The organism is Mycobacterium sp. 20KCMC460 (assembly GCF_022179425.1).
GTDB lineage: Bacteria > Actinomycetota > Actinomycetes > Mycobacteriales > Mycobacteriaceae > Mycobacterium > Mycobacterium kiyosense.
The window spans coordinates 5937468-5963972 of the sequence record NZ_AP025524.1 but is presented as its reverse complement, the minus strand read 5'-3'; the positions used below and the strand labels follow the sequence as shown (position 1 = coordinate 5963972).

Below are 26505 nucleotides of genomic sequence, written 5' to 3'. Positions count from 1 at the left end.
CTTGAAGCGTGGTATCGCGGCCGGGCTGGCCGGTTTGGCATTGGTGGGCGGTTGCGTCGGCTGTTCGAGCAAGTCCGACAAGGGCGCGGCGTCCTCGGCTCCGCAGGCCGCGGCGCCTTCCGGACCGGTCGTGATCGTCGACGGTCAGAACCTCAATGTCACCGGCGCGGTGACGTGCAACCCGTCCGGCAACAACATCAACATCGGCATCGGTGACGCGTCGGCCGGAATCGGCGCGGTGGTCAGCAAGGACAATCCGCCGATCGTGCACGCGGTCGGACTGGGGCCGGTCAACGGCGTCACCCTCGGGTTCTCCGACGCCGCTCCCAACCAGGCCACCAACGCCGGGGCCGCGCTCAAAGACAAGACGTACGCGATCAAGGGCACCGCCTCGGGTGTCGACGTGAGCAACCCGCAGGACCCGAAGCCGGTGACCAAACCGTTCGAGATGAGCGTGACCTGCCCGTAGGGCGGGCAGTCGAATCCCAGGAGGGGACGCAGCTATGACCATGAAACGTGTCGTCGGCGCGGCGGCTGTCGCGGCGGGTCTGGGATCTCGGCGGTGCTGTTCGACGCGGGCACCGCTAGCTCCGCGCCGTTCGTGCCCAGTCCGTTGGCGCCGGACACCCCGACTCCGGGGCCGAACACGCCGGGACCCCACACCCCGCCCGCGCAGACGAACTCGCCGGCGCCGGTGACCACGGCCGCGCCGGCCACCACCGCGCCGCCGGCCACCACCGCGCCGCCGGCCACTACAGCGCCGCCGGCCACCACCGCGCCGCCGGCCACCACGACGGTTCCGGCGACCACGTCGGCGCCGCCGTCGACCACGGCATCCAGTGCGGCACCGTCCTCGCAGACCACGACGACGGCTGCGACGCCCACCACCACGACGACCACCTCCTCGGGTGTGACCACCACCACGGCGGCCGGGTCGACCACCACCGCGAGTGGGTCGACGACCACGACGGTGCCGGCGGGGCAGTCGAGTACCTCGACGACGGCCGCTCCCGGCATCACTATCGTCATCAACGCACCGGCCACCCAGCCGCCGCATCCCCCGTTCATCCCGCGCGGTCCGCTGGCGCAACCCAACAACCAATTCGGCGGGCCCCGGAACACCCTGGCCGGCATTCTCTTCCCCGACCGCGGCGCGCCGCCTCCGCCGCCGCAGCGTGGCTTCGGCTACAACGACGGGCCCGCCCCCGGCCACCCGCCGCCCAACTGGGAGGGCCCGCCGCCTCCCGGAGGGTGGAACGGCCCGCCGCCTCCGGGTGGCTGGAACCGGCCGTGGGACGGCCCGCCGGCACGCGACATCGGTTACGGGCAGCGTGATTTCGGCCCGTTCAACTACAACACCTTCACCGTGTTGCCGGTCTTCAACTGGCAGTACGGGGGCTGGGGCTACTGGTTCTTCGGTACCTGGGTTCCGCTGTACTGACGGGCGCCGATCGCGCCGGTTTCGGTTCGGCCGGCGCAGCGCGCCGTAACGCGAAAAGACACTCAAGCCGATGAGCAGCACCGAAGGGCGGTTGGTCAGATACCAGCGCGCCGATGGTCTGGCCACCATCGAACTGATCTACTCCCAACCGTTGAATATCATTGGCAGCCAAGCTAATTCGGAACTCGCCGAAACATTTCGCGCCGTCGGGCGCGACGACGGGATCAGGGTGGTGGTGCTGCGCGGCGCCGGGGACAAGGCGTTCATCGGCGGCGCCGACATCAACGAGATGGTCACCCTCGACCGATCCAGCGCCGAAGATTTCATCCGCGGCCTGGCCGGGCTCTGCGAGGCGATCCGGCAGTGCCCGGTCCCGGTCATCGCCCGGTTGGCGGGCTGGTGTCTGGGCGGCGGTCTGGAAGTCGCGATGTGCTGCGATCTGCGCATCGCGGAGTCCGGCGCGAAGTTCGGCATGCCGGAGGTGGCCGTCGGCATCCCGTCGGTGATCCATGCGGCGCTGATGCCGGCACTGATCGGGGCCTCGCACTCGGCCTGGCTGCTGCTGACGGGCGAGACCATCGATGCGCAGACCGCCGCGACCTGGGGTCTGGTGCACGAGGTCGTGGCCCCCGACACGCTGGACGACCGCATCGCCCAGCTCGCCGCGCGGCTGGCCGGGTTCGGACCGCACGCGGTCCGGCAGCAGAAGCGACTGCTCAACAAGTGGTTCGACATGACGGTGCAGGGTGCGATCGAGGACAGCGTGGAACAGTTCGGCCTGGCGTTCCTCACCGGCGAACCCCAGCAGCACATGCGTGCGTTCCTGTCCCGCAAGTCCGGCAAGTCCGGCAAGTCCGGCAAGTCCGGCAAGCCCGGCACGAGGGGCGCGATTTAGCGTTGCTCAGTGCTGTGCGCGACGGTCTGCACGCGATGACCGCGGGCGGCCCTCGGCTTCCCGGTCGGGGTGGTCGACGACCTCGCCGGCCGGTGGCCTGAGCGGCTTCCCGCTTCGGGTCAGCTGGCTTCCGACACCGCCTGCAGGTGGCGGCGACCGCGGCGGCGGTTCATGCGCTGCATCACCGCCGCCGACCGCAGACCCGAGCGCGGCGAGTGGGTGGCCGACCAGTCGGCCAGGGACACCGCGGCCGGGGCCGGGTGCGGGTAGGCGTCGGCGTCGGCGGAGGCGTCGATGAAGTCGTCGATGAGGGCCGCGACGGTGTCGGTGCGCTCCATGTGGGGGTGGTGCTTGGCGCCGGGAATGATGTGCAGGCGGCTGTGCGGCATCGCCTCGTGCGCGGCGTAGGCGTGGCTGACGGGGATGACCCGGTCCTGGTCGCCGCTGATGATCAGCACCGGCACGGCGGAGTTGAAGTGCAGGCGGTTCAGCGCGCACACGTACTGGCCGCGGCTGTCGACGACGGCGCGCAGGGTGCGCAGCAATGCCTTGCGGTTCTCCGGGTTCGACAGCGCCGCGTGCGCTTCCCAGTGGTCGCTGGCCCTGGCCTCGCTTCGTTCGGTGGTCCGCAGCGCCGAAATAGCTTTGCGCCCGGCGATCACCGGCTTCGACGAGATCAGCCGCAACACGCTCGCCGAGCCCGGCAGCGAAGCCAGCCGCAGCATCCGGCTCACCTCGGCGCCCAGGCCGCCGCTGCTGATCAGGATCAGCCGCTCGCAGTAGTCGCGGTGCTGGTGGGCGAACTGCATCGCGATGCCGCCGCCCAGGGAGTGACCGACGATGGTGGCCTGCGGGATGCCCAGCGCGTCGAGGAAGTCGCGCAGCAGCACCGCGAAGGCGCCCAGCGAGTAGTCGCCGCGCGGCTTGTCGGACTGGCCGTGGCCCAGCAGGTCGGGGGCGATGACGCGGAACCTCTTGGACAGGGCCGGGATGATCTCGCGCCAGTTGTTCGAGCTGCCGCCGATGCCGTGGATCAGCAGCAGCACGTCGCCGGCGCCTTCGTCGCGGTAAGCGATACGGTCACCGTGCAGGTTGATCGTTCGGAGGTTGCTCATTTTGGCCTGCTTGCTCACTTCGGTGTGGACGGGCTGTTCCTGGTGAAGTGAAGTCTGGGATGGCGGCCTTGAGACTTTCTAAATGCGCCCGATGCGCTCCTCCGACCGGCGCGCTCAGTCCCTGATCCGGTTGAAGACCTGGTCGTAGGGGCCGCCTTTGCAGGTACTGCCCGAGACGTCCTCCATGCCGTGGCCGGACAGTGTGGTGATGGGGTCCGCGGCAGGCTTCGGCAGCGGGAACACGCCGGTCATCCGGACGTGACTCGTCCCGCCGGCGGGGCAGGGCACGTCCTCTTCGGAGTTCTCCGTCCAGGCGTTGTTGGCGAAGATGAACAGTTGATGGTCGGTGAGATCGGTCAGCACGAAACGACTCAGGCAGCGATCGCCGCCGCGCAGGCAGAAGGTGTCCACACTGAAGTCCTGGTCGGCCAGCTTGGGTTGGCCGGAGGCGGTGGTGACCCGGGAGCGGTAGAAGCCGCGCAGGCCCAGGGCCGGTGATGCCACCCGGGCCGGCAGTGCGGCGGGGTCGGGCAGCCCGGCGAGGTCGGCGTCACCGGTGCGGGTGAACGTCACGCTGCGTTTGCTGTAGCACTGGACGGAATCGTCGATCCATTCGCCCGCCATGCTGCCGTCCGGACGCGGCAGCAGATAGATCCAGTGCCACTCCTCGATGTCCTGGTTGTTGCATCGTTCGGTGTCCAGGGTGACGGCGATCCAGCGTCCGTTGATGTCGTCGAACACCAGGCTTGCCGGGTGCTTGAAGGATCCGGAGCTGCGCGCGGCGGTTGCCACGCACCCTTTGGCGCCGCATACCGAGCGCAGCTTCCAGGTCTCGTTGCCCGGCGGTTCCTGGTTCGGTTCGGGCTTGCCCGAAATGCCGATGCTCTGGCCGAAGGCAAGGGTGTAGGTTCCGGTCAGCGGTCCGGAATTCGCTTGCGGCGCAACGGCTGTGGGGGCGCTCTTGTCTCCCGGGAGCAGCACCAGGGCGGCGACCAGACCGATTACCGCGAGCGCCGCGGCAATGCTGCTGGCGAGGATGATGTTGCGCCGCCGTTTGTTCGGTGACGGGTTCGATGCGGGTCTGGCCGGCCCCGCCGACGGCGGTGGGGGCAGCTGACCGCCGGGTCGGCCCGCCGATACGTCCGGTCCCCCCGCGGGGGCCAGTTGCTGGTACTGGGTCGGATCGGTGTTCGACACACTGCCCTGGGGATTGGACGGGTAGTAGTTGCGCGGCGGGCCGGTCGGGATGGCAATGGTGTGCGAATCGGATGGGCCCGGGTCGGTGTCGCGCGGCGGTGGCGGTGGCAGCCGGGTCGGCTGGGTGATCGCCGCGCGGGCGGCCGCGGCCATCTCCGTCGGGGTCGAATAGCGTTGTTCGGGTTTCTTGGCCATGCCGATGGCGATGACCCCGTCCAGCTGTACCGGCAAGTCTCTGCGCAAGGCCGACGGTCGCGGCGCCGGCAGTCCCAGGTGCCCGCCGATCTGTTGCTCGATGCTGTTGCCCGGGTACGGCTGGCTCCCGGTCAGACACTCGTGCAGCACGCAGGCGAGCGCGTAGGTGTCGCTGCGCGGATCGTTCTGGCCGCTGTTGAGCCGTTCGGGCGCCATGTAGGCCCAGGTCCCGATCACGCTGCCGGTACCCGTCATCCTGGTGTCCCCGGAGGCGGCGGCGATACCGAAATCGATCAGGTAGGCGAAGTCGTTGGGGGTGACCAGGATGTTGGAGGGCTTGACGTCGCGGTGCACCAGCCCGATCCGGTGCGCGTCGTGCAGGGCGGCGGCGACCTGTTCGATGATCGTTACGGCGCGCGCCGGGTCCATGGCGCCGTCGGCGATGATCGAGTGCAGATCGCGGCCGGTGATCAGCCGCATGTCGACGTAGAGGCGGCCGTCAATTTCGCCGAAGTGGTGGATCGGAATGACGTGCGGGTCGCTGAGGCCCGCCGCGGCCAGCGCCTCGCGGCGGAATCGCTGTACGAAGGTGGAATCACTGGCCAGGTTGGGCGGCAGCACCTTCACCGCAACCACCCGCTGGGTTTCGGTGTCGTAGGCCCGCCACACCTCGCCCATGCCGCCGCGGCCTAGCAAGTCGATCAACCGGTACCGGCCGAACGGCGTCCCCTCGTGGTCCACCAGACCCCCTGTGCAGCTGTCAAAAACCGTTAAGCAGCTGATTCAACCGGCAAAATCAAGGCCTGGCAGGCGCTGAACAGGGGATTCAGGCGAAGGTCATATATTCCACATACGTTCGTGCGGCGGCGGCCCGGCGGCCGCGGTCAGGCGCTGGCCGGCAGTGGTTGAGGTCGCAGTTCTGCGGCACCGCCCCGCTGATTCACCGCGGGTGCCCAGCCCGGCCTGCGCAGCAGGTACCCCAATCGGTCCCGCCGGCTGCCGGCGCTTCGCATGCAGCGCCAGATCGCCACGAATTCGTGGGTCTCGACCCTGGCGATGTTGTAGGTGTCGATGTTCTTGGTCAGTCCGAAGCGCACCCGCTCACCCTCGGGTTCGAAGCTGCCGAACAACCGATCCCAGATGATCAGGATGACGCCGTAGTTGGTATCGAGGTAGCGGGCCTGCGATCCATGGTGCACGCGGTGATGGCTGGGCGTGTTGAACACGAATTCGATTGGCGCCCAGAGCTTGTCGACGAGCTCGGTATGCAGGAAGAACTGGTAGAGCAGGTTGAATCCGTAGCAGGCCAGGATGATCCGCGCGTCGATGCCCAGCAGTGCGACCGGCACCAGGAAGGGCAGGGTGGTGAGCACCGCCCAGGGTTGGCGCAGCGCGACTTAGAAGTTGTACCGCTGGCTGCTGTGGTGCACCACGTGCACGGCCCACAGCAGGCGGATCTCGTGGTAGCCGATCGGTCGGAGGAGCGCCGAGTTCTTGGACGCGGTGCTCAGCGTGCCGGAGTTGACCCGATAGCAGCTCGGAGCCCCCTGTCAGGATTGAACTGACGACCGCTCGCTTACAAGGCGAGTGCTCTACCACTGAGCTAAGGAGGCCGGTGATTTACCGGTGAATACCGGTGAAACCGGTAAAAGCCTAGCTGGGGTCAGTCGCTGTCGACGATCCGCTGCGAGCGCACCGTCCGCGGCGACGACCGCGGACGACGTCCCGGCAGCGGGATGCGGTCGGCGATGCTGCTCAGCGGGTTGACCACCATGGTCAGCGAGATCACCGCCTCCTGCAGCGTGGCGATCGCCGGTTCCAGCGCCTCCATCCCCGGCGCCAGCCGGGCCAGCGTGTCGGCCACGTCGGCCAGCTGTTCCAGCGGACCGTTCTTGGCGGTCAGCTTGTCGACCAGGCCGCCCTCGGAGAGCAGCTTGTCGGCCAGCCCGTCTTCGGCCAGCACCCGTTCGACCAGCCCGTCGTTGGCGAGCAGCTGATCGGCCAGCCCGCCGGGTTGAAGCGCGCGCTGCAGCCCGCCACCTTCGGCCGTCAGGCGGTCGATGAGCCCGCCGTCGGAGGTCAGCAGGTCGACCAGTCCGCCGGGACGCAGCATCCGGTCCATCGGCCCGTTCGGCGCGATGGCCCGCCCCAGGGGCATGTCGTCGTCGAGCAGCCGGGCCAGCCGGTTGGCCCGCGCCAGCGTGTCGTCAAGGCCCAGCATGTTGGCCATCGGGTTGTACCCGGTGCCGCCGGTCTCGCCCAGTGCCTGCTTGGCCACACCCACCGCCGCGCCGGCGAGGTTCAGGCTGGCTTCGGCCGCCGCGAGGCCGGCACGCGCGGGTGCGGTCGCGATGCCCAGGGCGGCTTTGACGAGGTTCATCCTGCGAGTCTACGAGCGGCGCACCCCGATTTTGCCGCTCGGGTCCGAGCCGATTCGACGACCCACTGGCAGGATGCTTGCAGGAGTCTCGCACCTACCTCACAGGAAGCTTCCAACTAGTGTGGAGCTAATACACAAGATCGGGTTGAGGTACTGATAATGACTATGGGAAATCCTGGAGCCGCCGCCCAGCCGGAGGCGCGCATCCTCGTCGTCGACGACGAGCCCAACATCGTCGAATTGCTGTCTGTCAGCTTAAAATTCCAGGGTTTCGAGGTTCTCACCGCCTCCAATGGGCCGCAAGCGCTCGACCGGGCCCGTGAATCCCGGCCGGACGCAGTGATTCTCGATGTGATGATGCCCGGTATGGACGGGTTCGGGGTGCTGCGCCGGCTGCGCGCCGACGGCATCGACGCGCCGGCGTTGTTCCTCACCGCGCGAGACTCGTTGCAGGACAAGATCGCCGGGCTGACCCTCGGCGGCGACGATTACGTGACCAAGCCGTTCAGTCTGGAAGAGGTGGTCGCGCGGCTGCGGGTGATCCTGCGGCGAGCGGGTAAGGGCAACAACAATGAGCCGCGCAACTCCCGCCTGACGTTCGCCGACATCGAACTCGACGAGGAAACGCACGAAGTGTGGAAGGCTGGGCAGCCGGTCTCGTTGTCGCCCACCGAATTCACGCTGCTGCGTTACTTCGTCATTAACGCGGGCACCGTGCTGAGCAAGCCCAAGATCCTGGATCATGTGTGGCGCTACGACTTTGGTGGTGACGTCAACGTCGTCGAGTCTTACGTGTCGTATCTGCGCCGCAAGATCGACACCGGCGAGACGCGGCTGCTGCACACGTTGCGCGGGGTCGGCTACGTGTTGCGGGAGCCCCGCTGAGCGTGCCCCGGGCCGGCACGGCCAGAAGATACCGGCGCGGCGTGCCGTTGCGGGTGGGTTTGGTTGCGGCCACCCTGGCGCTGGTGCTGTGCGGTTTGCTGGCTTCAGGCGTGGCGGTCACCTCGATCCTGCGGCACAGCCTGATCAGCCGCATCGACTCGGCGTTGATGGACGCCACCCGCAGCTGGGCGCAGGCGCCGTGGAAGCACACTCCGCCCACCGCCGACGGTCCCGACCCAGCCCGTCCGCCGTCGAAGTTCTACGTCCGCGCGATCAGCCCCGACGGCAAGACGATGACGGCGATCAACGACCGCAATGCCGAGCCGGCGCTGCCCGCCGACAACGATGTCGGCCCCAATCCCACGACGCTGCCCTCGGTCAGCGACTCCGACATCGAGTGGCGCGTGGTCTCGGTGCACGGTCCGCAGGGCGGGTTGACCACCGTGGCCATCGACCTGTCCGACGTGGACCACACGGTCCGGGCGCTGGTCTGGCTGCAGGTCGGTATCGGGGCGGTGGTGTTGGTGGTGGTGGGGATCGCCAGTTTCGCCGTCGTGCATCGCAGTCTGCGTCCGCTGGGCGAGGTCGAGGAGACCGCGGCGGCCATCGCCGGGGGACAGCTCGATCGACGTGTCACCGAACGCGACCCTCGTACCGAGGTGGGCCGGCTGTCGTCGGCGCTCAACGGGATGCTGGCCCAGATTCAGGAAGCGCTGGCCGCCTCGGAGGCTTCGGCGGAGACGGCCCGCACCTCCGAGGAGCGGATGCGCCGCTTCATCACCGACGCCAGTCATGAACTGCGGACCCCGCTGACGACTATTCGCGGGTTTGCCGAGTTGTACCGGCAGGGCGCCGCGTCGGACGTGTCCATGCTGCTGTCGCGCATCGAAAGTGAAGCCAGCCGGATGGGTCTGCTGGTCGAGGACCTGCTGCTGCTGGCCCGACTGGACGTGCAACGGCCGCTGGAGAGCCATCGGGTGGATCTGCTCGCGCTGGCCAGCGACGCCGTGCACGACGGGCGCGCGATGGGCCCCCGACGCAACATCACGATGGAAGTTCTCGACGGTCCTGGCACCCCCGAAGTGCTCGGCGACGAACCGCGGCTGCGCCAGGTACTGAGCAACCTGGTCGCCAATGCGATTCAGCACACCCCGGACACCGCCGACATCACGGTGCGGGTCGGCACTCAGGGTGACGACGCCGTCCTCGAGGTCGCCGACCAGGGGCCGGGCATGAGCCAGCAGGATGCCGACCGGATTTTCGAGCGCTTCTATCGCACCGACTCGTCGCGGGCGCGCGCCAGCGGCGGCACCGGGCTGGGACTGTCGATCGTCGACTCGCTGGTCAAGGCGCATGGCGGCCGGGTCACCGTGACGACCGCGCCGGGGCAGGGGTGCTGTTTCCGCGTCGCGCTGCCGCGGATCAGCGAGGTGCCGGCGCAGGTCGGTTAGATCACACCAACTCGGCCAGCGCCGCCTTGATCTTGGCCTGCGCCTCGTCCAGCGATTCCGCCGACGGATTGCGGTCGACGTGTGCGAAGCCGAAATCGCTGAGATCGCGGGCGGGGAACACGTGCACGTGCAGGTGCGGCACTTCGAGTCCGGCGATGATCAGCCCGGCGCGGTCGGCGTCGAACGCCTTGGTCACGGCCTTGCCGATCAGCTGGCTCACCTCCATGACCCGGGTGAACACGGAGGGGTCGACGTTCTGCCACTGGTCGATCTCGTCGCGCGGCACCACCAGGGTGTGGCCTTGCGTCATCGGCTCGATCGTGAGGAACGCGACGATGTCGTCGTCCTCGTAGACGAAGCGACCGGGGATTTCACGGTTGATGATCTTGGTGAAGATCGATGCCATCGCCCCAGCATAGGTGGGGCCGAATTAGGGTCAGTCGGATGGAGGCACGGTTCGGCAGACGTTCGATGCTGGCGCTGGCGGCCGCTACGGCAGCCGCCGCGGCGCTGCCGGGCTGCGGTGACGCGGCCGACGACGAGGAACCCGTCGACCTCACCGCCTACGGCTACGACCCCGACGTCCCCGAGCCCGGAAACCCGGAGCGGCCCGAGCGGCGCGGTCAGTTGCCGGCCAAAGCGTCGGTACGAACCGAGTGGCTACCCCCGGTGGGCCGCCAGACCATGCCGAATTGTTTCGTGTGGGCCACCGTGTACGGGCTGGCGACTTTCTATGCCGCCCGCAAGTCCAACATCGCGCCCACCACACCCGCCCGCCGGGCCGGGCCGGACTACGCCTACATCCGCTATCAGCAGGCCAACAAGATTGCCGAAAACACTTGTGAGGGAGGACAGATCGTCAAGTGCCTGAACTGGCTGCGCGACAACGGCGGCACCCCGTCGCTGCAGGCGGCACCGAACCTCGGCCGGCGGAAAGCCACGTCGTCCTGTGCCGCCAACTGGGCGGATTACGGGTCGCAGACCATCGCGCCCGACCCGATGTTCCGCATCCCTGAGCACAAGACCACGAAGATCACCGGGCCGGCCGGTCTGGACAATCTGCGGACCGTCGTCGCCAACGGCATGCCGGTCGCCTTCGGAGTCTGGCTCTATTCGGACTTCCCGCACTACCGCGCCAAGCCCTCGCCCTACGTGGGAAACGGGCAATGGATGCACGACAGCACCGGCAAGAAGGCCGGCCACGTCATGCTCGTCACCGCCTACGACGACCACCTGTCGGCGGTCCGTGTGCAGAACAGCTTCGGAAAACGGTGGGGCGACCAGGGATTCGTGTGGATCGCCTATGACACGCTGCAGCGGATGTCCCAGGGCATCGGAGTGTACGTACCGCACAACGCTTAGCGCTGCTAAACCGGTGAGGCCGAATCGTTAACGCACCGTTGCGGTGTCGTTCCCGAACCACGCCAGAATCCCAGGTGACCCAACTCACGATAGGGGACCTTGGTGCGGTTTCCCAAAGCGCTGCTGGCGATTCCGGTGGCGTTGGTGACCGCCTGCGCGATGTCCCTGATCACCCCGGCACGGGCCGCCGACGCGTTCGGGCCACTGGCGCCGCCGAATCCGTTCATGGCGCCCAACGGTATCGCGTCGATGCACAACGACGCCGGATCGGCCGACGCGGGTCCGTTGCCCGGCCCGGGGGCCCGGCTGGTGCCTGTCTTCGCCTTCCCGTTGCTGGCGGCCTGCCCGACGATCACGCAGGGCACCGACGGCCTGGTGCTGGCGCTGTGTACCACGATCACCGCACAGGCGCCGGTGCTGCATCTGATCAACCCCGGCGGAATCCTGCCCGATGTCATCCCACTGGCCAGCATGGATATCGCCAAAGGGGGTCTGCTGGGCGGTGTTTACGCCTACCTGGACAACAACAACCAGATGGTGCTGATCGACGGCACCAACCACCTGCTACGCATCGCGCACAACCGGGACGAGCGCGGTGCGTGGCATCTGCAGGTCACCCAGTCCACCGACCTTTCGGGCGTGATCCCGGCCGGGGACAGCTCCGTTGGCGTGGTTCCCGACTACCAGGGCAACGTCTGGTTCGCCACGGCCAACGGCGTGGTGGGGGTGGCGAAGATCGGCGGCGGCGTCGCCAGTCTGCAACTGCCGGCCGGAGAGCAAGTGGCGAACAGCATTTCGGCCTCACCGCAGAACCACATCGCGGTGGCCACCACCTTCGCGCTCTACGAGATAGACCTCGGTGGCGGCGGTACCCCGCAGCAGGTGTGGAGACAACCCTACGATCGGGGCTCGGCACGCAAGCCCGGCCAGCTGAGTTGGGGAACTGGTTCCACCCCAACGTATTTCGGACCCAACGGGGCCGACTACCTGACGATTGTCGACAACGCCGACACGCAGGTGCACGCCCTGGTCTACCAAGCCGGCACCGGAGTGCCGATCTGTCAGCAACCGGTATTGACCCAGGGCGGACCGGGCAGCGAGAACTCGCCTATCGGAGTGGGCAATTCGCTGTTCATCGCCAGCACATACGGCTATCCCTACCCGCAGGTGCCGGCGAACGCCGGTCCGGCCGTACCGGCGACGGCTCCGTTCGTGGGGGGCATGACCCGGGTCGACGTCGACAACCCGGGGTGTCATACGGTGTGGGAGAGCAAGGTTCGCAGCGCGGCGCTGCCGCACCTGTCCACCGGGGACGGGTTGATCTACACGATCACCCGGATCGGGCTGGACCAGACCACGCCGCTGGACATTTTCGCCTATTCCGTCATCGACCCCAACACCGGCAAATTGCTTCATCAGCAACCGAAGTCGGCGACCATCCTCAGCGACCCGATTCAGACGGCGTCGATGGTGTTGATGGACAACAAGATCATGCAGGGCAATATCACCGGACTGGGCCGGATCGGTTAGCGACTCACTCCTGGCCGAACTTCATCATGTCCAGATTCCAGTAGCCGCGCATGCTCTCGATCAGTCCCTCGTCGTTGACGCGATAGGTGAACACCCCGCGCACCGAACTGGTGACGCCGCCCTCGAACTGGCTGTCCAGCACCAGGATATGGGCGATCTCGTTGGGCGAGCTGGACGGGAAGGTCTCCTCGCAGGTGATCGTCAGCTGGTTGGCGGCGATGTTGGTGTCGTAGAACGCCGCAACGCCGTCTTTGCCCTTGACCCCGGTGCCGTCCGGGTTGGTGACCGACTTGCCGATCGGGTCCTCGACCACCACGTCGTCGGCCATCAGGGCCAGCCAGCCCTCCCGGTCGTGAGCCTGCACGCAGCGCCACGACGATTGGGAGGCGGTCAGTGCCGGGGATTGCGCGGTTTGCGTCATGGTGGACCTACCGGTCGGCGTCGGTGTAGCGGATGACGCCGCGAATGTTCTTGCCGTCCAACATGTCCTGGTAGCCCTCGTTGATCTGCTCCAGCCGGTACTGGGTGGTGACCATGTCGTCGAGGTTGAGCTTGCCGGCCTTGTACATCGACAGCAGCTGCGGGATGTCGTACTGCGGGTTGCCGCCACCGAAGATGGTGCCCTGCAGGTTCTTCTGCATCAGGGTCAGCATCGCCAGGTTCAGGTTGACGTTGGTGTCCAGCAGGCTGCCGATGGCGGTCAGCACGCAGGTGCCGCCCTTCTGGGTGATGTTGAGGTAGTTGTCGATGTCGGCACCCTGCAGCTCGCCGACGGTGACCACCACCTTGTGGGCCATCAGGCCGTAGGTGACCTCCATGATGCCCATCAACGCGGCGTTGATGTCGGGGTAGACGTGGGTGGCGCCGAACTTCAGGGCCTGGTCGCGCTTCCACTCCACCGGGTCGATGGCGAAGACGTAGCGCGCACCCGCGGCGACGGCGCCCTGCAGCGCGGCCATACCGACCCCGCCGACGCCGACGATCGCGACGTCCTGGCCCGGCCGGATGTCGGCGGTGCGGACCGCCGAACCGTAGCCGGTGGTCACGCCGCAGCCCACCAGGGCGGCGACCTCGAAGGGGATCGACGGGTCGATCTTCACCACCGAGCTGCGGTGCACGACCATGTACGGCGAGAACGTGCCGAGCAGCGTCATCGGGAAGACGTTCTGGCCGCGGGCCTGGATGCGGAAGGTGCCGTCGGACACGGCGGCGCCACCGAGTAGGCCGGCGCCTAGGTCGCACAGGTTGCGCATGCCGGCCTGACAGGTCGGACACTGCCCACAGGACGGGATGAAGGAGAGCACCACGTGGTCGCCCGGGGCGATGTCCTCAACGCCGGGCCCGACCTCGGTCACGATGCCGGCGCCCTCGTGGCCGCCGAGCACCGGGAAGCCCGCCATCGGGATGCCGCCGGTAACTAGATGGTGATCCGAATGGCACATGCCGGCGGCTTCCATCTGGATCTTGACCTCGTGGGCCTGCGGGTCCCCGATCTCGATTTCCTCGATTGACCAGGGCTGATTGAACTCCCAGATCAGTGCGCCTTTTGTCTTCACGAAGGACCTCCACTAACGAGCCCTGACCCGAATGCCGGTGAAAGGGTCCGGCCGCGGCCGGATGACGATTTAGAACGTGTTCTCATTCGCCGACCATTATGACTTGTGTCACCGGTGCGTAAACAGCCGGGGGGTCCACCAACCGGTAGGGAGGGCGCTGGTATCAAGACGGGTCGTCGCCGCCTGGCATCGGCCGAACGACGGCCGAGTCAGCAGGCGCCGTCCACCCTTCCCGGCGCGAACGTGGTCACGATGTTGGAAAACGCGTCCGTCGCGTCGTCGACGGTCAGCGGTGGCACGTACGGGGTGTGCAACATCATCAGATCGACATGGCCGCGGTAGGCCGCCAGCTTTTGCCGGGCCTCGTCGGGTGTGCCGGTGACCGAGAGCGTTTCGACCAGACGGTCGCTGGTGTGCGCGAAAGCGTCCACGCCTTGCGCCCGGAACCGCTTACGCAACTCCCACACGTCGTCGATCAGTCCGTATTGGGTCAGCAGCGAGTCGGTGATCGGATGGACGGCGTAGAACCCGACCTGGCGGCGAGCGCGCATCATCGCCAGCTCGCGATCTGGCGATATCGAACAGACCATCTCGACGCAGACTTCGATGTCGACGTCGCCGCGCCCTGCTTTCGCCGCGCCTTGGGCAAGATGCGGGCGGACGTGGGAGTCGAGCAGTTCGGGGGTGTAGAAGTAGCCGATCCACCCGTCGGCGCGGCTGCCGCACAGGCGCAGCATGTGCGGCCTCATCGCCGCGAGATAGACGGGGATCTGCGCGCGCACCATTTCCCTTGCACCCCAAGGATTTATCGGCGGCGGGCGGAAGCTGAAGTGCTCGCCTTCGAAAGGTTGCGCGGTGCCGGTCGCCAGGTATTCCCAGGACCGCCGCAGCACGTCGAGGTACTCGCGCATGCGGGGGATGGGGCTCTCGCCGTGGGTGCTGTGGAATGCGCGCAGGGCTTCGGGCGCTCCGGTACCGATACCGAGCATCATCCGTCCGCCGGACAGGTCGTCGAGATCGGCGGCGGAGTTGGCCAGGTCGAACGGGCTGCGGGACAGCGCCGCGACAATCCCGGTGCCCACGCGCGAGACTCTGGTGGACATCGCTGCTGCCGCGGTCACCAACAGCGGGTTGCGGAACACCTCGTAGGACCACTGCGCGTCGAATCCGGCGGCATCGGCCAGGCCGGCCAGCGCGCTGACGTTGGCCATCGACCCGACCCGGCTCGGCAAGGTCACCCCGAGTTTCATGCGGCCCCGATCTCGAGCTTGGCGCTGCGCAGCACCCTGTCCGCCGCGCGTTGCCCGCCGAGCACGGCGCGCTCCATGCCGCCGGAGCCGAACAGGGTACTCGTGGTGTGGATGTTGCCCTTCGGCAGACGGGCACGCATATCGGCGATCCCCTTCCAGTAGCCCGGCGAGGGCCAATAGCCGGTGTGCGGCCAGCGGGCCACGGTGGACATCTCGAGGTGCCCCCGAAGGCTCGGGTAATACTTCTCGACGAATCCCGACGCCCAGTCCACCAGCCTGGAATCGCTGCGCTGCAGCATCTTCGCGGTGACGGAGGCCTCGGTGTACAGCGTGACCAGTGTCTTGCCGGGGGGCGTGCGGTCCGGCGACTTGTTCTGCTGCATCATCACCAACAACACCTCCGGGGATTCCTTGGTCGGCACCAGCACCGCGTACGAGCGCGTGGGCGACGGTGCGGCATATCCGAGTGAAATGCTCAGCAGCGGAACGTCTTTGAGGCTGCGGCCGAAATCGCCTCCGGCGTCGTCCAGCGCGGGCCACAGCGAAATCGCCTGGTGGTAGGGCACCGCGAGTACGCAGGTGCCGGCTTCGACGTTGGTGACACTGCCGTTCGCCCGGAAACCGACGGCGACGCCGTCGCGGGTTTCCTCGACCGAGGTGACTTCGGCTTGGTAGTGGACGTCGAGGCGCGCGGCCAGGGCCTCGGGCAGAGTTGCCATGCCACCCTGCAGCGCCAGCATCGGCTTGGTCCCGATCGAGAAGGCGGCGAGCACCGACAGGGCGCTGGCGTTCTTGGTGCCGGTGCCCGCGAATCCCCGCAGGATCGGATCCACCAGTTGCTCGGTCACTTCGTCGTTGAAGTAGTCGCCGCACAGATCGTGGGCGGTCCCATGATCCGACGCGGCGTGATCGGTCAGCGCATAGGGGTCAAGCCGCCGCAGCCGCGGCAGCAGCCGCAGATATCCGGACGCCAGGGCGAGTTTGCCGCGCACCGACAGCACCGGGTTGGTGGCCAATGCCAGTCGCCGGCTGCGGTCGACCGTCACCGCGTGCCCGTCGCGCAGCACGTCGACCACTTGGCTGCTGGGGACGATCCGGTCGCCCAGCCCTACCTCGCGGGCCAGGTCGAGATAGCGGGTGAAGCTCGAGTTGATCAGATCCGGACCCGTGTCGATCAGGTAGCCGTCGTGCATCTCGGTGCGGGCAAGCCCGCCGGGGCGTGAGGCCCGCTCGAGGACGACGACCTGCAGGCCCGCCTGCCGCAGACGATGGGCCGCTGCAAGTCCGGACAATCCTGCGCCGACGACCACCGCGGATCGATCCACCCGCCGCTCCTTCCGAACGGACGCGACGCCTCGGCCGTCCGTAACGATCGTTCGTGCGGGCCGGACGACATTGTTCCCAGCAGGGAACTCGTCGCGTCATGCAATTTCTCTGACGGGAACGGTCGTTAACTGTAACAGCTCTTGCCCGCGCCGCGGGCAAGGCAGGGCCCTCACCAGATCGGGGCGGGTGCCTTACCCAGCGGGTAGTAGCCCGGCAGCTTCTCCCCGGCCAGGCTGCGCTCGATCCGCTTCTGCATGCCCGGAGACAACTTGCCGGCTTTCATTAAATCCAGGTAGAGCGCTTGCACGTGCCCGAAGTCGAAGAAGTCGCGCTGCCACTCGATCTTCGCGTCGGCGTTGAGCCGGAACCAGCTGCCGCCGATACCGTAGATCTCCGAGGTGGTGCCGTCGGCGTCGGTGGCGATCTGCTTCCAGAAGCCGACGATCTCGCCTTGCTTGTCGTCGATCAGAACCTTCTGGTACGGGTACTGCCAGTTTTCCAGGCCTTCCATCTCCAGGCCCAGCGCGATGTCGCGGATCTCGTCGATGCCCACGCACATCACGTCCTCTTTGGGCCCGATGTTCCAGCCGTAGGTCGCGTCGTCGGCGTAGAAGTCGGCCAGTGGCTTCCAATCGCCCTCCCGCTCGGCGAGGCGGTTGGCTTCCAGCCACCGCTCGACCCAGGCCTCGAGTTGCTCACGAGGATGTGAAGCCATGTCAATCTTCTTTCTCTTTGATGAATAGTGCTTGGGTTGGGCACATCTCGACAGCTCGCTCGATCTCGTCGCGGGCGTCCTCGGGCGGCTCGGCGTCGAGAATCTCGACCTTGCCCCGCTTGGGCACGCGGAAATAGTCCGGTGCCTCCAGTTCGCACATGGCGTGGCCCTGGCACAGGTCCAGATCAACCTCGATACGAAAGCCCATGCGCTGCAACCCCTACGCGCCGCGTTTGCGGTAGCGGGCCTTGGCCGGCCGGGCCAGCTGCACGACCATCTTCGAGTGGTCGTTGTGGTAGCTGTCGGCCGGTTGCGCCATCTCGAACTCGTACTCGCGCAACAGCACTGAGAAGATCGCCTTGATCTGCATCTGTGCGAAGGCCGCCCCGACGCAGCGGTGCCGTCCGGCGCCGAACGGAATCCACGTCCACCGGTTGACGATGTCGGCCTGTTCCGGTTTGTTGTAGCGGTCCGGCTTGAACTCGTCGGGGTCGGGGAAGTCCTCCGGAATCCGGTTGGAGATCGCCGGCGACGCGGCGACATAGTCGCCGTCGTGGATCGGGTAGCCCTCGACCTCGTACTCGCCATGGGCGACCCGCATCAGGATGATCAGCGGCGGGTGCAGGCGCAGCGTCTCCTTGACCACGTTGTCCAACTTCGGAATCTGGCGCAGCGCATGGAAACTCACTTCCTGACCGTCGGCGTAGAGCTCCTCGAGCTCGGCGAGTACCTCTGCGTAGATGTCGGGATGGCGGATCAGCTCGATCAGCGTCCACGCCGAGGTACCGGAGCTGGTGTGGTGCCCGGCGAACATCAGCGAGATGAACATCCCGGTGATTTCGTCGGCGGAGAACCGCAGGTTGCCCTCCTCGTCCTTGATCGACACCAGCACATCGAGCATGTCGCGGTCGGATTTATCCTTGGGCGGGTTGGCGATTCGCTGGTTCATGATTTCCTGGACCAGGGCCACCAGGCCGACACGCGCCTCGTCGCGGATCCTGAAGCTCTCGATCGGCAGGTACGGGTCGACGTAGCACAGCGGGTCGGTGCCGCGCTCCAGCTGGTGGTAGAAGTGGGCGAATCGGCTGTCCAACTGGTTGCGGAACTTGACCCCGATCAGGCAGGCGGTCGAGGTGTAGATGGTCAGCTCGGCGAAGAAGTCGAGCAGGTCGATTTCGCCTTCGTCGCCCCAGTCGGCGATCATTCCGCGCACCTGGTCCTCGATGGTGGCGGCGTGCCCTTTCATGTGTTCGCCACGCAGCGCGGAGTTGTGCAGCATCTCCTTGCGCCGCTCGGGGCTGGCGTCGAACACCACGCCCTTGCCGAAGATCGGCGCCATGAACGGATAGGCGGCCGCCTGGTCGAGCTCCTCGTCGCTGGAACGGAAGAAGAACTCGTTGGCCTGGGCGCCGGACAGCAGGATGACGTGCTTGTCGGCCAGCTGGAACCAGCCGACGTCGCCGCACTCGTCGCGGACCCGCTGCATCAGCCCGATCGGGTCGGTGCGGAATTCCTCGAGATGGCCGTGTTCTTCCTCGCCGCCGGAAACCCGGGGCACACTAACTGTCGCGGTCATTTGTTCAACGCTTTCTCGTCGACTTTGAGCTGCTGGCGTTCCTTCGTCGCGGCCAACGGCGCTTCGGGTTGCAGCTCCATGTTGACCACGAAGCCACCCCGCGGGGTCTCCGCGACGAAGGTGATCGCGCGGGCCAGGTCGGCCGCGCGCAGGAAATAGTCGTGCCGGGCCTGGCCCCATTTGGCCCAGTCCTCCAGGGCGGGGCCGATCAGTTCGGCGGGCAGGCTCCAGCCCATTCCCGTCTTGGTCGGACCGGGGTGCACGATCGAGGCCCGCACGCCGGTGCCCTCGAGTTCCATCTGCAGGTTGGTGACCATCGCGACCAGTGCGGCCTTGGCCGCGCCGTAGGCGCCCATGTGCGGGCGCTGGCGCAGCGCCACATCCGATCCGACAAAGATCAGGTCGCCGCGCTGGCGTTCGATCATGCCCGGGAGCACGGCCGTGGCCAACCGGTTCGCCCCGATCAGGTGGATCTGCAGCTGCGATTCGAAAGCCTCGGTGTCGATTTCGTGCAGCTTGCCGAAGTAGGTGTCGCCGGCGCCGGTGACCAGCACCTCGATGTCGCCAAGCTGTTCGGTGGCTTGGTGGACGAAGTTCTTCACCGACTCCGGGTCGGTGACGTCGAGGGGCAGCGCGACGGCCTCGCCACCGTCGGCGCGGATCTTGTCGGCGATCTCCTGACATTTCTCCACCCGGCGTGCCCCGAGCGCCACCGGAAAGCCATGTGCGGCAAGCTCGACCGCAGTGGCCGCACCGATGCCCGAAGACGCGCCCGCCACGATGGCGGGCCGGCGGGCGGGGTGCGGATCGAAGCGGGGCATCTAGGAAACCTCCACGGTCATGGGTAGGTGGGCGAAGCCGCGGACATTGCTGGAGTGGACGCGGACGGCGTTGGCCTCGTCGACTTCGTATCCACGGATTCGTTTGAACAGTTCGGTGAGCGCGACCCGGGCTTCCATCCGGGCCAGGTGCGCGCCCAGGCAGAAGTGCGCGCCACTGCCGAAACTCAATAATTTGGACCCGATCTCGCGACCGATCACGTAGTCGTCGGGATTGTCGAAGACACGTTCGTCGCGGTGCGCCGAGCCGGGCAACAGCAACATCACCTCGCCCTGGGGAATGGTGGTGCCGTACAGTTCCAGCGGCCCGGAGACGACGCGGGCCAGGATCTGGCTGGACGTGTCGTAGCGCAGGGTCTCCTCGACCCACAGCGGCACCCGGGACAGGTCGTCATACACCGGCGTCAGCTGATCGGGATACTTGTGGCCCCAGAACGCGGCATTGGCAAGGAGTTTGGTGGTGGTCTCGTTGCCGGCGATCACCATCAGGAACATGAACCCGAGCACTTCTTCGTCGGTGAGCCGGTCGCCGTCTATCTCGGCTTCCAGCAGCGCCGACGTCAGGTCGTCGGTCAGTTTCTTACGGCGCTCGGCGATCATCCCCTGGTAGTAGACGATCAGATTGATCGACGCCTCGATCGCCGAGGCGGGCACGTCGGTGACGCCATCTTCGCGGTGCATCACTCCGTCGGCCATGGCCCGGATGTTGTCGCGGTCCGCCACCGGCACGCCCATCAGCTCCGAGATCACGTCCATCGGCAGCTTGCCGGCGAACTCGGCGACATAATCGACCGTTTCCGATCCGGACTTCTCCAGCATGACGTCGAGGTGCTGCACGGCGAGTTCGGTTACCCGGGGCTCCAATTCGCGGATTCGGCGCGGGGTGAAGCCCTTGGACACCAGGGTGCGCAGTCGCAGGTGCGCTGGGTCGTCCATGGCCAGGAACGACATCGTCTTGGACGCGTGCGGCCCGCGGGACACCGGGTCCAGGGAGACGCCGTCGCGGTTGGACAGGGTGGTGCTGTTGCGGAATCCCTGATGCACGTCGCTGTGCCGGGACACGGCCCAGAAGCCCAGTTCGGCGTTGTGATACAGCGGGGCTTCGTCGCGCAGTCGCCGGTAGTAGGGGTACGGATCCTCGTGGAAGTCGTAATCGTAGGGATCCAGCACCAATTCGGGGCCACCCACGTGAATGGTCATGCGTCACCGCCCTTTTCGGCACTGTTACCGGAGCCGGCCCCGGCAAGGATGAGGCTCACCACTCCGGCCAACCGGTCGGCGATCTCGTGATAGGTGATTTCCCCGCTGCCGGCCTGCACCAGGGCGCCGAAGAACGCCATCTGCAACGCAGCCACGGTGCCCGGTTCGGCGCCGGGCCCGATCGCCGAGGCGATGCGCCGATGGATCTCGGCGCCGATGCGGTCCCGAACCGCGCGCACCGCGGGGTCGGGGCCGCCGCCGAGCAGGGCTGCCGTGCACGCAGCGCCGACTTCGGGTTCATCGGCGACCACCAGCGCCAGATGACGCAGCGCCTGCTGCACCCGGGTGCGCATGGGGTCGTTGACGTCGGTGAAGTAGGGGACCTGCCGGACCAGGTCGAGATACACCTCGGCGATCAGATGGTTTTTCGACGAGAAGTAGGTGTAGGCGGTCGCCGGGGCGACCTTGGCCCGCGCCGCCACCATGCGCACCGTCAGGTCGGCAAACGAGTTCTCCCGCATCGTCTCCATAGCGGCGGCCAGCACTTTGCGAAAGGTCTCTTCCTGCCGGCGGTTGCGCGGCATTCTCCCCGCCGGGGGCTGGGGCTGGGCCGCCGCCGGTGCTGTCACCGGCGTGGTCGCCAGAGCATCGCTGGACACATGTCCAAACTAGAGGATCAGCACGGCGGGAAGCAAGGTCTCCAGGCGAATATGCACGTCAAGATAGATTATCGGGATGTCGACGAAAGCCCGACGGGATCGGGCCTTGCCCTGCTGCGGACCTGAGGGCTATGGTTCGAAACGAGAATATCGGACAGTTGTCCATTTCAGTCTGAACTCTGGTGGGAGTGGTAGATGGCCCTGTTGGCCGACGGCGCAAGTGCTTTGTTCATCGACGGCAAGTTGACGCAAGGCGGGGCGGGAACATTCCCGACTCTCAACCCGGCCACCGAAGAGGTGCTGGGCGTGGCGGCCGACGCCGACGCGGCCGACATGGACCGCGCCATCGAAGCTGCCCGCCGGGCCTTCGACGACACCGATTGGTCGCGCAACACCGAACTGCGGGTGCGCTGCGTGCGGCAGCTGCGCGAGGCGATGCAACAGCACATCGAAGAACTGCGCGATATCACCATCTCCGAGGTCGGCGCGCCCCGGATGCTCACCTCGATGGCACAGCTGGAAGGGCCGGTCAACGACCTCGCCTTCGCGGCGGACACCGCCGAATCCTATGAATGGCAACAGGATCTGGGCCTGGCGGCGCCGATGGGCATCCCCACCAAACGCACCATCGCCCGGGAGGCGGTCGGTGTCGTCGGCGCTATCACCCCGTGGAACTTCCCGCACCAGATCAACCTGGCCAAGCTCGGACCCGCCCTGGCCGCGGGCAACACCGTCGTCCTCAAGCCGGCGCCCGACACCCCGTGGTGCGCGGCGGTGCTCGGCGAACTGATCGCCGAGCACACCGATTTTCCGCCCGGCGTGGTCAACATCGTCACCTCCAGCGACCACGGTGTGGGTGCGATGCTGGCCAAAGACCCTCGGGTGGACATGGTTTCGTTCACCGGCTCCACCGCCACCGGACGCAGCGTGATGAGCGACGGTGCGGCCACCATCAAGAAGGTCTTCCTCGAACTCGGCGGCAAGTCGGCGTTCGTGGTGCTCGACGACGCCGATCTGGGTGCCGCCGCCGGGGTGGCCGGTTTCTCGGTGTGCATGCACGCCGGGCAGGGGTGTGCGATCACCACCCGGCTGGTGGTGCCGCGGGCCCGCTACGACGAGGCGGTCGCCATCGCGGCGGCCACCATGGGCGGGATCCGGGCCGGCGACCCCACCAACCCGAAAACCATTTGCGGACCGCTGATTTCGGCCCGGCAACGCGACCGGGTGCAGGGCTACCTGGACTCGGCGATCGCCGAAGGAGGAACCTTCGCCTGCGGCGGGGGCCGCCCGGAAGGCCGCGACGTCGGCTTCTTCATCGAACCGACCGTGATCGCGGGCCTGGGCAACGACGCGAAGGTTTCGCGGGAAGAAATCTTCGGGCCGGTGCTCACCGTGATCGCCCACGACGGTGACGACGACGCGGTGCGCATCGCCAACGACTCCCCGTACGGCTTGTCCGGCACCGTGTACGGCGCCGACCCGGACCGGGCCGCCGGCGTCGCCGCGCGTATCCGGGCCGGCACCATCAACGTCAACGGCGGCGTCTGGTACTCGGCCGACGCGCCGTTCGGCGGTTACAAGCAGTCGGGCAACGGCCGCGAGATGGGCCTGGCCGGTTTCGAGGAGTACCTGGAAATCAAACTTATTGCGACGGCAGCGAATTAAAGCGAATTAGAGCGAATCAGAGGGAGCACCGCGTGGGACAGTTCGAGAACAAGGTTGCGATCGTCACCGGTTCCGGTGGTGGCATCGGCCAAGCGTACGTCGAGGCGCTGGCGCGGGAGGGCGCGGCCGTGGTGGTGGCCGACATCAACGCCGAGGCGGCCGATGCGGTGGCCAAACAGATCGTCGCCGACGGCGGCACCGCCATCAGTGTCCCGGTCGACGTGTCTGACCCGGCGTCGGCAAAGGCGATGGCGGACCGCACCCTGGCCGAGTTCGGCGGCATCGACTACCTGGTGAACAACGCCGCGATCTTCGGCGGCATGAAGCTGGACTTCCTGCTCACCGTCGACCCCGAGTACTACCGGAGGTTCATGAGCGTGAACCTCGACGGGGCCCTGTGGTGCACCCGCGCCGTCTACAAGAAGATGGCCAAGCGCGGCGGCGGGGCGATCGTGAATCAGTCGTCCACCGCGGCGTGGCTGTACGCGAACTTCTACGGTCTGGCCAAGGTCGGCATCAACGGTCTGACGCAACAACTTTCGCGGGAACTGGGCGGCCAGAACATCCGGATCAACGCCATCGCGCCCGGCCCCATCGACACCGAGGCCAATCGCACCACCACACCCCAGGAGATCGTGCAGGACATCGTGAAGGGACTTCCGTTGTCCCGGATGGGGACTCCGGAGGATCTGGTGGGTATGTGCCTGTTCCTGCTCAGCGATCAGGCATCCTGGATCACCGGGCAGATCTTCAACGTCGACGGCGGACAGATCATCCGGTCATGAGTTCGCAGCTGAAGCTGGGCTACGTCGGCCTGGGCAACATGGGCACGCCGATGGCCAAGAAGATGGTCGAATGGCCCGGCGGGTTGACGATTTACGACATCCGGCCCGAGGCCATGACCCCGCTGGCCGAACGCGGCGCCATCTTGGCGGACAGCCTCGCCGACGTCGCCGGCGCCGACATCATCAGCGTCACCGTGCTCAACGACGAACAGGTGCGCAGCGTGGTGAGCGAGCTTGCAGCACATGCCAAACCGGGCACCATCATCGCCATTCACTCCACGATCAGCCAGAGCACCGCCGAAGAGCTGGCCAACGAGCTGGAACCGCAGAACATTCACGTGATCGATGCGCCGGTCAGCGGCGGCGGGCGGGCCGCACGGTTCGGTCAACTGGCGACCATGGTGGGCGCCAGCGACGAGGTCTTCGCCCGGGTGAAGGAACCCTTCGAACACTGGGCGGAGTTGGTGGTGCATGCCGGACCGCCCGGTGCGGGTACCCGAATGAAGCTGGCCCGCAACATGATCACCTTCACCACGTGGGCGGCGGTAGGGGAGGCGTGGAAGCTGGCCGACGCCGCCGGGCTGAATCTGCAGGATCTGGGCGCGGTGGTGCGCCACACCGACAAGCTGACCGGCGGGGCCGGGTCGATCATGTACCGCGATGACGCGAAAGACCTTGAGCCGGGCCACTTTTTGTACGACGGGTTCACCCACACCCGGGAGCTCGGGGAGAAGGACCTGAGCCTGGCCCTGGCGTTGGCGGACTCGCTTTCGGTGGACTTACCGCTGGCCAGGCTGGCGCTCGATCGGCTCGGGGCCGCGCTCGGTGTCCCGCACACACAGGTCGGGCAAGCACAGGCCCCGCACACACAGAAGGAAGCCTGATGGACGAGTTACGCCGCAAGGGTCTCGACAAGATGAACGAGGTCTACGGCTGGGAGATGCCCAACATCGAGGGCGACGCCTACTTCGACCTCACCGTCGACCACCTGTTCGGCTCCATCTGGACTCGGCCGGGGCTGTCGATGCGGGACAAACGCATCATGACCCTGACCGCGGTGACGGCTCTGGGCAGCCGCGACCTGGCCGAGATCCAGATCAACGCTGCGCTGCTCAACGGCGAACTCGACGAGACCGAACTCAAGGAGATGGCCCTGTTCCTCACCCACTACCTCGGTTTCCCGCTGGGCTCGGCGTTCAACGGCGCCGTCGACACCGTGGTGGCCAAGCGCAGGAAGGCCGCGGCCAAGGGCGCCGCCGAGGACAAGAAGGGCAACGTCAACGATGCGTTGAAGATGCACTCGGGCAAGACGCGGGACTGAGCGTCAGAAAGTCGGCGACGATTCCGGCCATGTCCTCGATCGCGGAGCGGGCGATCACCTCGAATCCGTGGGTACTGAGGGTGGGCAGGCACAGCAGCCCGGCGCGCGGCGTCAAACCGTTGGCTTTCGCGTGCGAGGCATCGGACTCGAAAGCGCCGAGCACCGCCGGTTGGGGTGAGAGTCCCCGGGCGCTCGCGGTCTGCATCAACCGGTCGGCGACGTCCTTGTCGTAGACGCACAGGGCGTCGCTGTAGCCCACGATCGGACCCCCGGTGACACTGGTCGCGTACTCCCGCTCGGTGGGGCCGACCTCCAGCGCCAGGGTCAGGGTGCCGGGCAGCGTCGCGCTGGCATAACTGCCACCGACGCCGCCGATCTCCTCGTTGGTGGTGAACACCAGGTACACGTCGGCGGTGGGACGTCGGTCCGGTGCGCGCAGCAGCTGGGCGGCGCGTAGCAGCGCCCGCACCGCGGCGCGATCGTCCAGGAAGTACGAGCCGATGTAGTCGTCGCCGACGTCGACCAGCGTCCGCTTGCTGCGGTCGACGCACAGCCGGGTGCCGGCGTGTACTCCGGCGGCGGCGAGTTGCTCGGGGGTGCGGCCGGTGAACACGTAGACGTGCTGCCAGTCCAGCGCCCGATCGCCCTGATCGGGTTTGGTCTCCCAGATCCGCGGGCTCTCCTTGGTGGTGTGCTCGGAGCCCAGGGTGAGCACGGCGGTGAAGGTTTCCTGGTCGCCCAGCACGGCGACCGGTCCGAGGCCGAAGTTGCCCGGATACATCACGCCCAGTTGGGTCACGTGCAGCGTGCCGTCCGGTTCCACCCGCTTGACCAGCATGGACAGCTCGTCCAGGTGCGCCATGACGAGTGTGGCGGTCCCGCGGGCCCCCGGCTGTTTCCCCCGGTGGCCGCCCGCCCCGGACTGCGCGCTGGCGCCGACGAACCCGATCAGGTTTCCGGCCTCGTCCACCCACATGTCGTCGACGACCGGTTGGAGTTCGCGGGCGCAGACCGCGCGCACGGCGTCCTCTTGACCGCACGGCCCGTAGGTCCACAGCAGTTCCTGCAGCAAGTCGTCGACGGCGCCGTCGTCTTGAGTCATCCCGCCTCCTTCTCCGGGCAGTGGCTACCCGTCCGCGTCAGCAGATATGCGCTGGAAAAG

27 protein-coding genes and 1 tRNA gene are annotated in these 26505 nt (G+C 67.1%); 11 read left to right on the top strand and 17 right to left on the bottom strand.

The annotated features are described in order from the left end of the window. Position 1: 1 nt before the first annotated feature. The 3 genes from MKCMC460_RS27490 to MKCMC460_RS27475 all read left to right on the top strand — a co-directional run bounded on the left by MKCMC460_RS27490 (position 2) and on the right by MKCMC460_RS27475 (position 2336). Positions 2-469, top strand: a complete 468-nt coding sequence (locus MKCMC460_RS27490) for a lipoprotein LpqH (RefSeq protein WP_236978297.1) — start codon at positions 2-4, stop codon at positions 467-469. Positions 470-562: 93 nt separating this feature from the next. Continuing rightward, complete coding sequence (locus tag MKCMC460_RS31930; RefSeq protein WP_370653039.1) at positions 563-1441, top strand: MAP_0585 family protein; 879 nt, start codon at positions 563-565, stop codon at positions 1439-1441. A 70-nt stretch (positions 1442-1511) separates the two neighbouring features. Beyond that, the gene (locus tag MKCMC460_RS27475) at positions 1512-2336 is read left to right on the top strand and encodes an enoyl-CoA hydratase (protein ID WP_236978293.1); all 825 of its coding nucleotides are present in this window, start codon (positions 1512-1514) and stop codon (positions 2334-2336) included. 119 nt (positions 2337-2455) lie between these two features. Here MKCMC460_RS27475 and MKCMC460_RS27470 read toward each other — a convergent pair whose 3' ends face one another. The 5 genes from MKCMC460_RS27470 to MKCMC460_RS27450 form a co-directional block, all read right to left on the bottom strand. Beyond that, on the bottom strand, positions 2456-3451 hold the full coding sequence (locus MKCMC460_RS27470; RefSeq protein ID WP_236978292.1) for an alpha/beta fold hydrolase: 996 nt from the start codon (positions 3449-3451) through the stop codon (positions 2456-2458). A gap of 114 nt (positions 3452-3565) precedes the next feature. Further along, complete coding sequence (locus MKCMC460_RS27465) at positions 3566-5584, bottom strand: serine/threonine-protein kinase (protein WP_255731069.1); 2019 nt, start codon at positions 5582-5584, stop codon at positions 3566-3568. Between the two features lie 143 nt (positions 5585-5727). Then, complete coding sequence (locus MKCMC460_RS27460) at positions 5728-6216, bottom strand: sterol desaturase family protein (RefSeq protein WP_236978291.1); 489 nt, start codon at positions 6214-6216, stop codon at positions 5728-5730. A 168-nt stretch (positions 6217-6384) separates the two neighbouring features. Beyond that, positions 6385-6456, bottom strand: a tRNA-Thr gene (locus tag MKCMC460_RS27455). Positions 6457-6506: 50 nt separating this feature from the next. After that, positions 6507-7223, bottom strand: a complete 717-nt coding sequence (locus MKCMC460_RS27450) for a hypothetical protein (RefSeq protein WP_236978289.1) — start codon at positions 7221-7223, stop codon at positions 6507-6509. Positions 7224-7382: 159 nt separating this feature from the next. Between MKCMC460_RS27450 and MKCMC460_RS27445 the strand changes: the two genes are divergently transcribed. After that, positions 7383-8108: a response regulator transcription factor gene (locus MKCMC460_RS27445; protein WP_236978288.1), complete on the top strand. Its 726-nt coding sequence runs from the start codon at positions 7383-7385 to the stop codon at positions 8106-8108. A gap of 41 nt (positions 8109-8149) precedes the next feature. Continuing rightward, positions 8150-9559 (top strand): cell wall metabolism sensor histidine kinase WalK, encoded by a 1410-nt coding sequence (locus MKCMC460_RS27440; protein WP_238305086.1) that lies wholly within the window; start codon positions 8150-8152, stop codon positions 9557-9559. A gap of 1 nt (position 9560) precedes the next feature. Here MKCMC460_RS27440 and MKCMC460_RS27435 read toward each other — a convergent pair whose 3' ends face one another. Continuing rightward, positions 9561-9965 (bottom strand): HIT family protein, encoded by a 405-nt coding sequence (locus tag MKCMC460_RS27435; RefSeq protein WP_236978286.1) that lies wholly within the window; start codon positions 9963-9965, stop codon positions 9561-9563. Positions 9966-10003: 38 nt separating this feature from the next. On the opposite strand from MKCMC460_RS27435, the gene MKCMC460_RS27430 reads away from it, so the two are divergent. Beyond that, positions 10004-10921, top strand: coding sequence for a C1 family peptidase (locus tag MKCMC460_RS27430; protein WP_236978285.1), 918 nt, complete (start codon positions 10004-10006; stop codon positions 10919-10921). Between the two features lie 102 nt (positions 10922-11023). Beyond that, positions 11024-12451 carry a hypothetical protein gene (locus MKCMC460_RS27425; RefSeq protein ID WP_238305085.1) on the top strand — a complete coding sequence of 476 codons (1428 nt, stop codon included), beginning with the start codon at positions 11024-11026 and terminating at the stop codon, positions 12449-12451. A 4-nt stretch (positions 12452-12455) separates the two neighbouring features. On the opposite strand, the gene MKCMC460_RS27420 is transcribed toward MKCMC460_RS27425, so the two are convergent. The 10 genes from MKCMC460_RS27420 to MKCMC460_RS27375 all read right to left on the bottom strand — a co-directional run bounded on the left by MKCMC460_RS27420 (position 12456) and on the right by MKCMC460_RS27375 (position 21572). Then, positions 12456-12872: a ketosteroid isomerase family protein gene (locus tag MKCMC460_RS27420; RefSeq protein WP_236978282.1), complete on the bottom strand. Its 417-nt coding sequence runs from the start codon at positions 12870-12872 to the stop codon at positions 12456-12458. A gap of 7 nt (positions 12873-12879) precedes the next feature. Continuing rightward, a complete protein-coding gene (locus MKCMC460_RS27415; protein ID WP_238305084.1) occupies positions 12880-14007 on the bottom strand; it encodes an NDMA-dependent alcohol dehydrogenase in 1128 nt (375 codons plus the stop codon). Between the two features lie 209 nt (positions 14008-14216). After that, on the bottom strand, positions 14217-15257 hold the full coding sequence (locus MKCMC460_RS27410) for an LLM class flavin-dependent oxidoreductase (RefSeq protein ID WP_238305082.1): 1041 nt from the start codon (positions 15255-15257) through the stop codon (positions 14217-14219). Beyond that, a complete protein-coding gene (locus MKCMC460_RS27405) occupies positions 15254-16582 on the bottom strand; it encodes an NAD(P)/FAD-dependent oxidoreductase (RefSeq protein WP_236978274.1) in 1329 nt (442 codons plus the stop codon). Before MKCMC460_RS27405 ends, MKCMC460_RS27410 begins: the two co-directional genes overlap by 4 nt. A gap of 170 nt (positions 16583-16752) precedes the next feature. Then, positions 16753-17298, bottom strand: a complete 546-nt coding sequence (locus tag MKCMC460_RS27400) for a nuclear transport factor 2 family protein (protein WP_238305080.1) — start codon at positions 17296-17298, stop codon at positions 16753-16755. A gap of 1 nt (position 17299) precedes the next feature. Continuing rightward, positions 17300-17506, bottom strand: a complete 207-nt coding sequence (locus MKCMC460_RS27395; RefSeq protein WP_236978271.1) for a ferredoxin — start codon at positions 17504-17506, stop codon at positions 17300-17302. A gap of 12 nt (positions 17507-17518) precedes the next feature. Beyond that, positions 17519-18874: a cytochrome P450 gene (locus MKCMC460_RS27390; RefSeq protein WP_236978268.1), complete on the bottom strand. Its 1356-nt coding sequence runs from the start codon at positions 18872-18874 to the stop codon at positions 17519-17521. Beyond that, positions 18871-19695: an SDR family oxidoreductase gene (locus tag MKCMC460_RS27385; RefSeq protein ID WP_236978266.1), complete on the bottom strand. Its 825-nt coding sequence runs from the start codon at positions 19693-19695 to the stop codon at positions 18871-18873. The genes MKCMC460_RS27390 and MKCMC460_RS27385 overlap by 4 nt, the downstream gene beginning before the upstream one ends. Next, a complete protein-coding gene (locus tag MKCMC460_RS27380; RefSeq protein WP_236978264.1) occupies positions 19696-20913 on the bottom strand; it encodes a cytochrome P450 in 1218 nt (405 codons plus the stop codon). Continuing rightward, complete coding sequence (locus MKCMC460_RS27375; RefSeq protein WP_236978262.1) at positions 20910-21572, bottom strand: TetR/AcrR family transcriptional regulator; 663 nt, start codon at positions 21570-21572, stop codon at positions 20910-20912. Before MKCMC460_RS27375 ends, MKCMC460_RS27380 begins: the two co-directional genes overlap by 4 nt. A gap of 195 nt (positions 21573-21767) precedes the next feature. Between MKCMC460_RS27375 and MKCMC460_RS27370 the strand changes: the two genes are divergently transcribed. The 4 genes from MKCMC460_RS27370 to MKCMC460_RS27355 are packed head-to-tail and all read left to right on the top strand — an operon-like array spanning position 21768 to position 25343. After that, positions 21768-23237 (top strand): aldehyde dehydrogenase, encoded by a 1470-nt coding sequence (locus MKCMC460_RS27370; RefSeq protein WP_238305078.1) that lies wholly within the window; start codon positions 21768-21770, stop codon positions 23235-23237. Between the two features lie 32 nt (positions 23238-23269). Beyond that, positions 23270-24022 carry an SDR family oxidoreductase gene (locus MKCMC460_RS27365; protein ID WP_236978260.1) on the top strand — a complete coding sequence of 251 codons (753 nt, stop codon included), beginning with the start codon at positions 23270-23272 and terminating at the stop codon, positions 24020-24022. After that, a complete protein-coding gene (locus tag MKCMC460_RS27360) occupies positions 24019-24906 on the top strand; it encodes an NAD(P)-dependent oxidoreductase (protein WP_238305076.1) in 888 nt (295 codons plus the stop codon). The genes MKCMC460_RS27365 and MKCMC460_RS27360 overlap by 4 nt, the downstream gene beginning before the upstream one ends. Then, the gene (locus MKCMC460_RS27355) at positions 24906-25343 is read left to right on the top strand and encodes a carboxymuconolactone decarboxylase family protein (RefSeq protein ID WP_236978258.1); all 438 of its coding nucleotides are present in this window, start codon (positions 24906-24908) and stop codon (positions 25341-25343) included. The genes MKCMC460_RS27360 and MKCMC460_RS27355 overlap by 1 nt, the downstream gene beginning before the upstream one ends. Here MKCMC460_RS27355 and MKCMC460_RS27350 read toward each other — a convergent pair. Then, positions 25300-26445 (bottom strand): peptidase M42, encoded by a 1146-nt coding sequence (locus MKCMC460_RS27350; protein WP_238305075.1) that lies wholly within the window; start codon positions 26443-26445, stop codon positions 25300-25302. The genes MKCMC460_RS27355 and MKCMC460_RS27350 overlap by 44 nt on opposite strands. Positions 26446-26505 lie beyond the last annotated feature (60 nt).

Excerpts from the sequence above, each read along its gene's own strand:
- MKCMC460_RS27475 (WP_236978293.1), top strand. The coding sequence starts at position 1,512 with ATGAGCAGCACCGAAGGGCGGTTGGTCAGATACCAGCGCGCCGATGGT.
- MKCMC460_RS27470 (WP_236978292.1), bottom strand. The coding sequence starts at position 3,451 with ATGAGCAACCTCCGAACGATCAACCTGCACGGTGACCGTATCGCTTAC.
- MKCMC460_RS27450 (WP_236978289.1), bottom strand. The coding sequence starts at position 7,223 with ATGAACCTCGTCAAAGCCGCCCTGGGCATCGCGACCGCACCCGCGCGT.
- MKCMC460_RS27445 (WP_236978288.1), top strand. The coding sequence starts at position 7,383 with ATGACTATGGGAAATCCTGGAGCCGCCGCCCAGCCGGAGGCGCGCATC.
- MKCMC460_RS27435 (WP_236978286.1), bottom strand. The coding sequence starts at position 9,965 with ATGGCATCGATCTTCACCAAGATCATCAACCGTGAAATCCCCGGTCGC.
- MKCMC460_RS27430 (WP_236978285.1), top strand. The coding sequence starts at position 10,004 with ATGGAGGCACGGTTCGGCAGACGTTCGATGCTGGCGCTGGCGGCCGCT.
- MKCMC460_RS27420 (WP_236978282.1), bottom strand. The coding sequence starts at position 12,872 with ATGACGCAAACCGCGCAATCCCCGGCACTGACCGCCTCCCAATCGTCG.
- MKCMC460_RS27410 (WP_238305082.1), bottom strand. The coding sequence starts at position 15,257 with ATGAAACTCGGGGTGACCTTGCCGAGCCGGGTCGGGTCGATGGCCAAC.
- MKCMC460_RS27400 (WP_238305080.1), bottom strand. The coding sequence starts at position 17,298 with ATGGCTTCACATCCTCGTGAGCAACTCGAGGCCTGGGTCGAGCGGTGG.
- MKCMC460_RS27395 (WP_236978271.1), bottom strand. The coding sequence starts at position 17,506 with ATGGGCTTTCGTATCGAGGTTGATCTGGACCTGTGCCAGGGCCACGCC.
- MKCMC460_RS27390 (WP_236978268.1), bottom strand. The coding sequence starts at position 18,874 with ATGACCGCGACAGTTAGTGTGCCCCGGGTTTCCGGCGGCGAGGAAGAA.
- MKCMC460_RS27385 (WP_236978266.1), bottom strand. The coding sequence starts at position 19,695 with ATGCCCCGCTTCGATCCGCACCCCGCCCGCCGGCCCGCCATCGTGGCG.
- MKCMC460_RS27380 (WP_236978264.1), bottom strand. The coding sequence starts at position 20,913 with ATGACCATTCACGTGGGTGGCCCCGAATTGGTGCTGGATCCCTACGAT.
- MKCMC460_RS27370 (WP_238305078.1), top strand. The coding sequence starts at position 21,768 with ATGGCCCTGTTGGCCGACGGCGCAAGTGCTTTGTTCATCGACGGCAAG.
- MKCMC460_RS27360 (WP_238305076.1), top strand. The coding sequence starts at position 24,019 with ATGAGTTCGCAGCTGAAGCTGGGCTACGTCGGCCTGGGCAACATGGGC.
- MKCMC460_RS27355 (WP_236978258.1), top strand. The coding sequence starts at position 24,906 with ATGGACGAGTTACGCCGCAAGGGTCTCGACAAGATGAACGAGGTCTAC.
- MKCMC460_RS27350 (WP_238305075.1), bottom strand. The coding sequence starts at position 26,445 with ATGACTCAAGACGACGGCGCCGTCGACGACTTGCTGCAGGAACTGCTG.